This is a genomic window from Paraburkholderia sp. RL17-373-BIF-A (assembly GCF_046030175.1).
GTDB lineage: Bacteria > Pseudomonadota > Gammaproteobacteria > Burkholderiales > Burkholderiaceae > Paraburkholderia.
Map to the genome: position 1 here is coordinate 1 of NZ_JARESO010000113.1, position 9,880 is coordinate 9,880.

General features: G+C 61.9%; 12 protein-coding genes and 1 pseudogene. 4 read left to right on the plus strand and 9 right to left on the minus strand.

The genetic code is table 11. The features are described 5' to 3' along the window. Positions 1-259 precede the first annotated feature (259 nt). The 8 genes and pseudogenes from arsN2 to P0D80_RS47385 all read right to left on the minus strand — a co-directional run bounded on the left by arsN2 (position 260) and on the right by P0D80_RS47385 (position 5,551). Positions 260-778 (minus strand): arsenic resistance N-acetyltransferase ArsN2, encoded by a 519-nt coding sequence (gene arsN2, locus P0D80_RS47350; protein WP_408294971.1) that lies wholly within the window; start codon positions 776-778, stop codon positions 260-262. Beyond that, positions 750-2,009 (minus strand): MFS transporter, encoded by a 1,260-nt coding sequence (locus P0D80_RS47355; protein ID WP_408294974.1) that lies wholly within the window; start codon positions 2,007-2,009, stop codon positions 750-752. The genes arsN2 and P0D80_RS47355 overlap by 29 nt, the downstream gene beginning before the upstream one ends. After that, positions 1,978-2,742: pseudogene (gene arsH, locus P0D80_RS47360) on the minus strand (arsenical resistance protein ArsH). Before arsH ends, P0D80_RS47355 begins: the two are co-directional and overlap by 32 nt. Beyond that, complete coding sequence (gene arsC, locus P0D80_RS47365) at positions 2,742-3,164, minus strand: arsenate reductase (glutaredoxin) (RefSeq protein WP_408294977.1); 423 nt, start codon at positions 3,162-3,164, stop codon at positions 2,742-2,744. Before arsC ends, arsH begins: the two are co-directional and overlap by 1 nt. Next, complete coding sequence (gene arsB / locus P0D80_RS47370) at positions 3,161-4,246, minus strand: ACR3 family arsenite efflux transporter (protein ID WP_408294980.1); 1,086 nt, start codon at positions 4,244-4,246, stop codon at positions 3,161-3,163. Before arsB ends, arsC begins: the two co-directional genes overlap by 4 nt. Continuing rightward, positions 4,233-4,754: an arsenate reductase ArsC gene (locus tag P0D80_RS47375; RefSeq protein WP_408294983.1), complete on the minus strand. Its 522-nt coding sequence runs from the start codon at positions 4,752-4,754 to the stop codon at positions 4,233-4,235. The genes arsB and P0D80_RS47375 overlap by 14 nt, the downstream gene beginning before the upstream one ends. Positions 4,755-4,781: 27 nt before the next feature. Then, positions 4,782-5,222, minus strand: coding sequence for an ArsI/CadI family heavy metal resistance metalloenzyme (locus P0D80_RS47380; protein ID WP_408294986.1), 441 nt, complete (start codon positions 5,220-5,222; stop codon positions 4,782-4,784). After that, positions 5,219-5,551: an ArsR/SmtB family transcription factor gene (locus P0D80_RS47385; RefSeq protein WP_046564505.1), complete on the minus strand. Its 333-nt coding sequence runs from the start codon at positions 5,549-5,551 to the stop codon at positions 5,219-5,221. The genes P0D80_RS47380 and P0D80_RS47385 overlap by 4 nt, the downstream gene beginning before the upstream one ends. 186 nt (positions 5,552-5,737) lie before the next feature. Here P0D80_RS47385 and P0D80_RS47390 point away from each other — a divergent pair, with 186 nt between their 5' ends. Next, a complete protein-coding gene (locus P0D80_RS47390; protein WP_408294990.1) occupies positions 5,738-6,283 on the plus strand; it encodes an arsinothricin resistance N-acetyltransferase ArsN1 family B in 546 nt (181 codons plus the stop codon). On the opposite strand, the gene P0D80_RS47395 is transcribed toward P0D80_RS47390, so the two are convergent. Beyond that, complete coding sequence (locus P0D80_RS47395) at positions 6,177-7,328, minus strand: tyrosine-type recombinase/integrase (RefSeq protein ID WP_408294993.1); 1,152 nt, start codon at positions 7,326-7,328, stop codon at positions 6,177-6,179. The two genes, P0D80_RS47390 and P0D80_RS47395, sit on opposite strands and share 107 nt — an antisense overlap. 169 nt (positions 7,329-7,497) lie before the next feature. Here P0D80_RS47395 and P0D80_RS47400 point away from each other — a divergent pair, with 169 nt between their 5' ends. From P0D80_RS47400 to P0D80_RS47410, 3 genes are read left to right on the plus strand one after another with little or no spacing between them, the layout of a single operon-like run. Beyond that, positions 7,498-8,550 (plus strand): DNA-binding protein, encoded by a 1,053-nt coding sequence (locus P0D80_RS47400; protein ID WP_408294996.1) that lies wholly within the window; start codon positions 7,498-7,500, stop codon positions 8,548-8,550. Between the two features lie 38 nt (positions 8,551-8,588). Continuing rightward, positions 8,589-8,795 (plus strand): hypothetical protein, encoded by a 207-nt coding sequence (locus tag P0D80_RS47405; protein WP_408294999.1) that lies wholly within the window; start codon positions 8,589-8,591, stop codon positions 8,793-8,795. 5 nt (positions 8,796-8,800) lie between these two features. Further along, entirely contained in the window at positions 8,801-9,709 is a 909-nt protein-coding gene (locus tag P0D80_RS47410) for a hypothetical protein (RefSeq protein WP_408295002.1), read from the plus strand. Positions 9,710-9,880: the final 171 nt, after the last annotated feature.

Below are 9,880 nucleotides of genomic sequence, written 5' to 3' on the forward strand. Positions count from 1 at the left end.
AAGCTATCCAACGCAATCTGGGACCAAATTGGCTCACATCGGCCTACCGTGACGACATTGACCAGCGTTCATTAGATTGCGTCGAGCGCATCAAAACAGGCGCCTCCGTTGGTGGCCGTTCGTTTCAATGACAGCAGCGGTCAGCGGGCATAGCCCCCCGGGCGGCCGCAACAGGTCGACTACGGAAGTTTGTCGTTGGACCGGGATTGGCGCAGATGTAAAAAGGGGCCGTTGATGAACAGATGTCGCGTGGCGGAAATCAGCTCGATACCGGCGGTTCGACCACAGTTGGTGAGGATCTCGGTAGGAGCCTCTTTCGCATGCAAAGGGCGGTTGACGGACACAGGACCGCGAACTGCGTGCACAACCGCACGTCGCTGGGGACCTCATCACGGTTTACCCGCTCATAGCCGGCTCGCTCAAAAAAGCGCTCAGCAGTCGTAGTCAGCAGCCAGACTTCCTGTTGGCCGAGTGAGCGTGCGTTGTCTTCGAGCAGTTCGACCAGCTTCCTTGCGACGCCTGTCCCGCGCCATTCTTGCGTGAGGGCCAGCGATCGTAAAAGCACACTCGAACCAATCTGCTCAAGGCCACCGCTACCGACAACCGTTCCCCTTGCGTCTTCGGCAACGAGGAATCCTTCGATGAGCGTCGTCGAGACATCTTCAACAGGCAGATCGTTCTCGTTTAACAGGTTTTGGATCGTGCCGAGGTCGGCTTCGTTGGCGTTTCTTATCTGCATGGCTGTATGCTCATTCGAAACTGGCTTGGTGTTCGCCAAATTTTTTGCCAGAGGCGAAGCGTATGGCGAGAATGAACGCAGCAGCCGAAATCAGCGACACCAACAGAACGGTCCATTCGACAGGCACATAATTGCTGCCGACCGTCCAGATCGCCGCGGCTGAAATCGGTGCGATCCCCTTGGCAATGTTCGAGGGCATCGACAGCAGTCCGCTCACGGCTCCATAGCCTTCCGTCCACATCACATCCTGCACAATCGTCCCGCGCAGGATCGTCATCATGCCGTTTGCGCCACCGTAGACGACCGCGAACAGGATCAGCAACGCAGGCGACGTGCCTGCGCATATGAGAACAACAACCGACGCGGGAAACGCTGTTGTAATAACGATACCGACAATCGACGGACGAACATTGCGGCCGATCGTGAACCACAGCACGCGCGCAAGCACCTGAGCCGGACCGATCACAGCCATTGTCATCAGGATCATTGCTGGCGACACTCGCCGCTCCGTCATAAGCGGGACCAGGTGGAAGGTCAGCGCCGCAAACGTCGCATAGTAGGCCGTGAAACAGACCGCAAGGGCCCAGAATGTCGGCGTCCGTAAAGCGCGCCCGGTTGCCACTGCGTTGGTCGCCTTCAGCGCGGCCTTGTAGTCCCGATCGTCTTCGCGGGGCGCATCGCGACCGATTGCGAAAACATGTATGGGTAGACAGATTGCCAGACTGAATCCGGCAAGCGCGAGCAGCGCGTCTCGCCACTGGAGAAAGTCGACCAGAACCTGTGTCAGGGGGATAAAGACGGTACTGGCGAAGCCGGCCACCAACGTGACCAATGTAATCTTTGTGCGAAAGCTGCCTGGAAAGTCCCGTGTGATCACCGCGAAAACAGGATCGTAAAGCGTCGCGGCCATGGCGACGCCGAGGCCGATCCAGACGACGAACAGTGTCACGAGGCTATGTGCCTGCGACCACAGCGCCAGCATCGCTACGGCCAACACGGTTCCACTGACCATGACGCGCCGGCCGTGGCCGTGATCGATCCACTTTCCGACCGAATAAGCTGCCAATCCTGAAATCAGCAGGCCGACCGAGAGCGCTGCGTTCGTCGCCGTCCGGCTCCATCCCATCGCACCTTCCATCGGCACGACAAAAAGCGAAAACGCGTAATAGATCGAGCCCCAGGAAACGAGCTGCGCAACTGCGAGCGCCCATGCGACAGTGCCACGGCCACCGTCGCCGTCACTCCGTTTCGCTGTCGTCAGTGTCTGCATTGGCGGTCACCGCTTCCTGGTTCATGGCGGCGGCCGCCAGTGTCGTTGCAAGCTCCGGGTGCGCTTCTTTCCGTTCACTGTAACGATCTGTCAGGTAGTCCGAGCGGTCACGTACCAGCAGCGTGAACTTGTACAGTTCTTCCATCACGTCCACGACGCGATCGTAATATGGCGAGGGTTTCATCCGACCGTTTGCGTCGAACTCCTGCTAGGCCTTCGCCACCGAAGACTGATTCGGGATGGTCACCATACGCATCCACCGGCCGAGAATGCGCAGCGCGTTCACCGCGTTGAACGATTGCGATCCACCGCACACCTGCATTACCGCGAGCGTGCGACCTTGCGTAGGGCGAACGCCGCCGCTTTCCAGTGGTAGCCAGTCGATCTGGTTCTTGAATACTGCCGTCAGGGTTCCGTGACGTTCCGGGCTGCACCAGACATGCCCTTCCGACCACTCCGAGAGTTTCCGTAGTTCGACCACCTTCGGATGGTCGGCCGGCACGCTGTCAACAAGCGGCAGGCCGTGCGGATCGAAGACACGCGTTTCCGCGCCGAAATGGCGCAGGATGCGTTCGGCTTCGAGCGTGAGAAGTCGGCTGTACGACGTAGGACGCAACGAACCGTAGAGCAACAGGATTCGCGGCGCGTGCTGCGAAACTGCACGCGGTTCGAGCTTCTTCAGGTCAGGCGTGTCGAGATGCGGGGCGCTGACGTTAGGCGTGTCCTGCGTCATTAGAGAAGTCTCCTCCCTTCGCTATCGACAACCTGCTCTCCGTCCTCTTTCATGAATGATCCTTTCTGCCCAACAGGCAGGATGTCGAGCACGACCTCGGACGGCCGGCACAGACGGACGCCAAGCGGTGTCACGACTAGCGGGCGGTTAATCAGGATCGGATGTTCCATCATGGCATCAAGTAGTTGCGCATCAGTCAGGGACGTATCGCCCAGACCAAGCTCGGCGTAAGGCGTGCCCTTTTCACGCAACGTGGCGCGTACCGTCAGGCCAGCTCGAGCAATCAGATTCTTCAATGTTTCCCGATCAGGCGGAGTCCTCAGATACTCGACAATTTGCGGCTCGATCCCGGCATTGCGGATCATTGCCAGCGTGTTGCGCGACGTACCGCAGTCGGGGTTGTGATAAATCGTGACGCTCATATCTGCTGCCCCTCTGTGCTGTGTTTCGTTTCGTACCAGTGCTGCGAGCGGTTGACAATGCCGACGACGAAGAGCATCACCGGCACTTCGATCAGCACGCCAACCACTGTGGCCAGGGCTGCACCGGAATGGAACCCAAACAGACTGATTGCCGTTGCAACCGCCAGTTCAAAGAAATTGCTGGCACCGATCAAACTGGACGGCCCAGCGACGCAGTGCGCAACGCCGAGCCTGCGATTCAGCAGGTAAGCGAGGCCGGAATTGAAGAACACCTGTATCAGGATCGGCACCGCGAGCATCGCGATAACGAGCGGCTCCTTGACGATTGCCTGTCCCTGAAAAGCAAACAGAAGGACGAGTGTCGCGAGCAGCGCGCTGATCGAGTACGGGCCGAGATGTGCGACCGCCTGCCGGAAATGCGCTTCTCCTCTGGCCAGCAGGTGCCGGCGCAGCAATTGGGCAAGGATGACGGGAATGACGATGTATAACCCAACCGAAATGATTAACGTATCCCACGGCACCGTAATCGCGGACAGGCCGAGCAGGAGCGCTACAAGGGGCGCGAATGCCACGATCATGATGGAGTCATTCAGCGCCACCTGAGAGAGCGTGAAATACGGATCGCCTTTGCAGAGTTGTGACCACACGAACACCATGGCCGTGCAGGGGGCCGCGGCCAGCAGGATCAGGCCGGCAATATAGCTGTCGAGCTGGTCGGCGGGAAGCCATGACGCAAACACATGACGGATGAAGATCCAGCCCAGCAATGCCATCGAGAAGGGCTTGACGAGCCAGTTCACGAACAGCGTAACGCCGATGCCGCGCCACTGGCTCCTGACCTGGGTCATCGCGCCGAAATCGATCTTGATCAGCATCGGAATGATCATCACCCAGATCAGCACACCGACAGGAAGGTTGACGTGCGCCACTTCCATCCGGCCGATCGCCTGGAAGAGCTGTGGCAGGACCTGCCCGACCAGGATGCCCCCCACGATGCAGAGGGCAACCCAGACCGTCAGATACCGCTCGAAAAATCCGATCGCCGGCCGTGCCGTGCCGATCGCTGTATCAGTGCTGCTCATTTGATTCCTCTACAGGCTTGTCACCGATCGCGCGCATTTCGCGCTGAATCGCATTACGGGCCAGCACATGCAGAGGCAGATTCACGAACTGACTCACGCGGTTCATGATCTGCCGATAGACCTTGCTGAATACCTTGCGTTTCTCGTCGTCGCTACCCTCGAAAGCTGCCGGGTCCTCGAAACCCCAATGTGCCGTCAGCGGGTGGCCAGGCCAGATTGGACAGACTTCGCCCGCAGCCTGGTCGCAGACCGTGATGACGAAATCCATGTGCGGAGCGTCAGGCGTCGCAAACTCGTCCCAGCTCTTGCTGCGCAGTCCTGCTGTGTCATAACCCAGCGCTTCACAGCGATCAATGGCGAACGGGTTCACCGCCCCGGATGGATGACTGCCGGCGCTATACGCCTGAAATTTCCCCTTCCCAAGTGCGTTGAAAAGCGCTTCGGCCATGATGCTGCGCGCACTGTTGCCCGTGCAGAGAATGAGAATCGAGTAAGGTTTGTCGCTCACGGGCGGCTCCGGAAAGTCACGATCGGTTCAATTGCCCGGCGTGCAGCATGCTGCCGACGATTGCGGATGTGATTGTGTTTGCTCGCGCGAGTGACCGTAGACCGGCGCGGTTTCGAGTGTTCGAAACGTTTCCCAGGCGACGCCCTGCGGATCAATGGTCCACGCCTTGTCCGACCTGGCATAGCAGCAGGTCGTGCCGGTTTGCGCCGCAACTGGCAGTTGCGCCGTCGCGAATCGCGCATTCATCTCTGCCAACTCCGCGTCGGTTTCGACCTGAATCCCGACGTGGTCAATACCTGGTTTTGCACCACGCTGCGAAATCGCGAAATTCACCGCGGGGTCCGTCAGCTCCCATTTGCAGTAATCGGTCTTTAGAACGGTGGGCTCGGCGTTGCCGAACATCGCGCTGTAGAACCGGATACTGTCGCCCAGATTTTCGACAGCGACATGGATATGCATACGCTTCATGGTGTGTCTCCGCAGCAGTTGGGGAGATCGCTCGCGGCACAGGTTGCTCCCGCGCAGCAGTTCTCCGTCAGGAAACTGATCAGGCCCGTCATGGCATCGAAATTCGCCGTGTAGATAATGAAACGCCCCTGCTGTCGCGGCTTCACCAGGTCTGCGTGTGACAGATCCTTCAGATGAAACGACAGGCTTGAAGGGGAAAGCTCCAACTGCTGTGCAATTTCACCGGCGGCCATACCGTTTGGACCGGCCACAACCAGGGCACGGAAGATCGCGAGGCGCGATTCATGGGCGAGCGCGCTAAGGGCGCGTACAACGAGGTTTGAGTCCATGCCCGGAACAATAGATCATTCATTTTAACATTTCAAGTATTATTGAATTGACGGGTGGGGCGCTACGGGGCGACAACGTGCCGCCTCCGTTGCGCGGAGGTTCGGCAGGACAGGACACGGAATGTACGTCCGATAATTGGCGCTACAGAATCAGTTCCTTTCTACCCATCAAACATGGGGGCTTTCATGCGACTGCGCATCGCGACGCCTGACGATGCAGAGGCCATCTCAGCGATTTACGCCCCAGTAGTCACAGGCACCGCCATTTCTTTCGAACTTGAACCACCGACAGCGGACGAGATGCGTCGACGATTGATCGCGACGTTGCGACGGTTCCCGTGGCTAGTCAGTCTCGATGATGCGGATCTGGTGAATGGTTACGCCTATGCCGGCGCACATCGTGAGAGGCAAGCCTACCAATGGTCGGTCGATACGACAGTCTATGTCCGCGCTGCCAGTCGGGGGCGAGGTGTTGGTCGCGGACTGTACGAAGCCTTGCTGGCGGAGCTAACGGAGCTGGGCTACGCGCAGGCGTTCGCAGGCATCGCGCTACCCAACGCCGCGAGTATCGCGCTGCATGAAGCAGTTGGATTCAAGCATATTGGTGTCTATGAGAAGGTCGGATTCAAGCTCGGTGCATGGCGAGATGTCGGTTGGTGGCAAAAGACGCTGCGTTCTTATGCGAGTGAACCTGTCGCGCCGAGAGCTTTCGGCGCAACCGGCAACTTCTGAATGCTTCGATTGGATAACGGTGGGAGCCTGTCTGGCGTGATACTGGACGATCGTTCGGCGCTCGTGAGCATATGCGACGAATCTGGGAACGGCTTATATCCCTTGTCCTGACTACGGACGAGAATTTCGGTCCGATCGTGTGGAGCGCGGCGCGCGTTAGCGGCTTCATGGATTTTCCCAGCGGCAGCACGAGCGGCGTGTCCTCATGGCGGGAGGGCAGGGCGGACAGGCCGCGCTCGCGCCGGTAGCGTCCGAGTTCGACCATCATTTCCGCGGAGGCGGGCACGAGCCCTTCCTTGTCGCCCTTGCCGAGCACTTCGAGCCACCAGCGCTCGTGACCGTCGGCATCGCGCCGGCAGAAGAAACATCCCATCGTGTTGCCGCTGACCTCGGAGATGCGCAGGCCGCCGAGATAGAACAGCGTGAACAGCCACCGTGCACGGAGGTAGCGCTCCCGTTCGCGCGGCGTGTCCTTCGGCAAGCTATCGATATACAGCTTCACTTCCTGCCACAGCTCGCGGTCGAGATAGCGTGTGATGCGTGGCTTTGAGCGGCGCGCGCGCTGGCGCGACAGCGACAACGGGTTACCCGCCAGATAGCCGGCTTCGACCAGCCACGCGAACAGTGCGTTGATGATCACCATCGCCTGGTACTGGCTGCTCGGCCCGAGCGTTCTGTAGAACGGTCGCCAGCGCGGATCGTGGCGCGGATATTTGCGTCCATCGTCGGCGACCCAACGCGCGTGCGGCTGTGGGTCATTCAGGAATTGCCGGAATAGCTGCAGGTCCTCGTGCGTGAGTGACGACAGCGGTTTGCCCAGTTGCACGATTGCCCACAGCAGCAGCCGTTCAGCTTCCTTGCGGTAATTCTCGAAGGTCGTTTTCTTGTCGGCGACCCGCGCGAGCCACGCGCGCACTGCAGCCAGGTCGTCGCATGCGGCGATCTGCGAGTGGCCGCGCGCGCGGTTGGTGCCGTCGCGACCGTCGAGATCGGCCGGCAGTTCGAGCACATCGAGCGGGCGCGGTGCGATCAGGGCGGTTTTCATGGGCATCGGGACCGGTGCGGGCGGTGTTCGGGGAGTCGCGTGGCGATTGTCGCACTCCCGCTATTGAATTTCAACATTATAGGAGTAATGTCAAAATATGGACACGTGGGCATTAGATATATAGCGGTTTACGTAGTAATATTTATCACAATTCTTTGATTGTGATCTCATGAGCGACGTCCTGTCCCCCGATGCGGCGCTGGCCGCCGATATCGCGCGCCTGAAGGCCGAATTCCCCAAAACCCGCGAGCTGTACCGTGAGGTCTGCGCGCTGCTGTTCTTCTGCCATGGCATCACGCCGACCGCCAACCGGCTGTACCAGCTCGTGAAGCGGGGCAGCATGGGGACGCCGACTGCGGTGCTCGGCGAGTTCTGGACGGAACTACGCGAGAAGAGCCGCGTGCGCATCGCGCATCCCGACCTGCCCGCCGATCTCGGTGTGGCTGCCGGCGAACTGGTCGCGACCCTCTGGACGCGCGCCACCGCAGCGGCCGCAACGGCGCTCGACGCGCTGCGCGCCGAGGTCGAGGCGCAGCGGGCCGAATCGCAGCAGTTGGTGATCGCCGCCCGCGACGAACTGGCTCGTGTCGAGACTGCACTCGAACAGCGCACCGCGGCGCTACTGGCCGCGCAGGTCGAGGTCCGGGAACTGGACAGGGCGCGGGCGGAAGGGCATGCGCAGCGACAGGCGCTCGAGGGGGAACTGGCGCGCATCAGTGCGGCGCTGGCGGCGCGCGATCGCGAACTTCAGGCGGTGAGGGAAGGGTTTTCGCGTGACCTGGCGAAGCAGCGCGAATCGGCTGAACGCGCGGAGGAGCGGCTCCGCGCGTCCGAAAAGCGCGCGCTGCTCGAGATCGACCGCGAGCGCGGCGCCGCCGCAAAGCTGCAGAAGGAACTGGATGAGACGACGAGGCGGGCTGACCGGCGCGACGCGGACCATCGCCGCGCGGTCGAGGCGCTGCAGGCGCAACTAGGTGACGCCCGTCATCAGGCGGGCGTGCTGCAGGGGCGGCTCGATGCGGTTCAGGCCACCAACGCGACGCTGCAGGAACAACTGGCGGCGCGGCACGCGGCCGATGTTCGCGAAATGCGACCCGTTCGCCCGAAGGTCACCACGCGCTCAACCGCCGCCCGTCCAGCACGGGCACCGGGACCGCCACGCAAGGCGCCGGCCGCCTCCGTATCATCCGGCAAGACAGCGGCACGCCGCAAGCGGGGGTAGTCAGCATGGCAGGCAGCAGCCGCCCGCGGAAAGAGGGGATGGGACGAACCGGGCGGACCCGTCGCAAGGCACCGGCCTGCCCGCCGATCGGCGCGCTGATGCGCTACGGCGAGCGTACGGTGCGCGTAATTGCCGAGGCGAACGGCCAGCGCGTGATCATCGAGTCCGTCGACGAAGATGGCCGCACCTTCCGCAGCACGGTGAAGTGGGCTAATCTGGCCCATCCTGAAAGGCAACTTTTCTGAGCGCGATGACCATGCAGCAGACCGTGAAGCAACTGGATATCTTCGCCGACAGCCGCGACGTGATGTTGCGCAACGACGTGCTGGAGCAACTGCAGCGGCGCGACGCGGTGTCCGCTCGCACCGCACTGGAACAGCTGGCTACCGGATACCCGGACGATGGCGCGCTGCCCGCCATGAGCGTGCTGGTGCGCGAACTCGAACGCGCACCGACGGCGCCCTTTGCGGATCACGCGGCGCTCGCCATCGCCCGGCGTCACCTGGAGGACGAGGTGGTGCCCGCCGCCCGGCGGGTGCTGCCCGCGCAAACCGGTCACGCATGGCTCGCACCCTGCTGGCGAGCGCTTGCGGACCGGGCCGCGACCCTGGCTTTTCTCCGTGCCGATGCCGACAGCCATTCTGCACCGCTATGGCTGCTGGCGGGCGACTGGGCGGCCGCGAGTGAGGCGGCGCAGAGCATTGAATCGTGGTGGCGCATCCCGGCGCCCCTCGCGTGGATCACCGAGGCGCGCTACCGGGCGCAGGGGCTGGACGCCGCGTGGCCGCTGCTCGCGGAACTGGCGTGGCTGGCGCCGGCACGGTTTGCGGCATTGCTGCCCGTCCTGGGCGACGCGTCGCTCGACGCGCTACGCCGGCGCTTCGATGCGGAGTTTCCCGGCACGGGCGAGGTCGACGATGACGCGTGGTTCCCGGCGTGGCTGCTGGTGATCAAGCCGGCGCTGGCGGGCCGGCTGGCCGAGGCGCGCGTCCAGCGTGAGCAGGCGGCGTCCCGCGCGACGGCCCTACTGGGGGAGATCCTGCGCCGCGAGCATGAGGGCGACCAGCACGAACTGGTCAGCCTGCGCGAGGAACTGAGCCGCCTGCATGCGGGTCTGTTCGACGCGTATATGGCGACGCGCAGAGTGCTTCACCGGTGAGGCGGTCAACCCGACAATGCTTTGTGGCACGTCGCGGTGCTAGCGGCATTGCGTCGTTCACGGCGCCAGACACGCCGTGAGATTTCGCATAGGTGCTCCACGGAAACGCCGCGCCCGAACGGTTCTCCCCGCCTGTTCATAGGGCACGGCCCGGGACGAAGCAAGACGTGT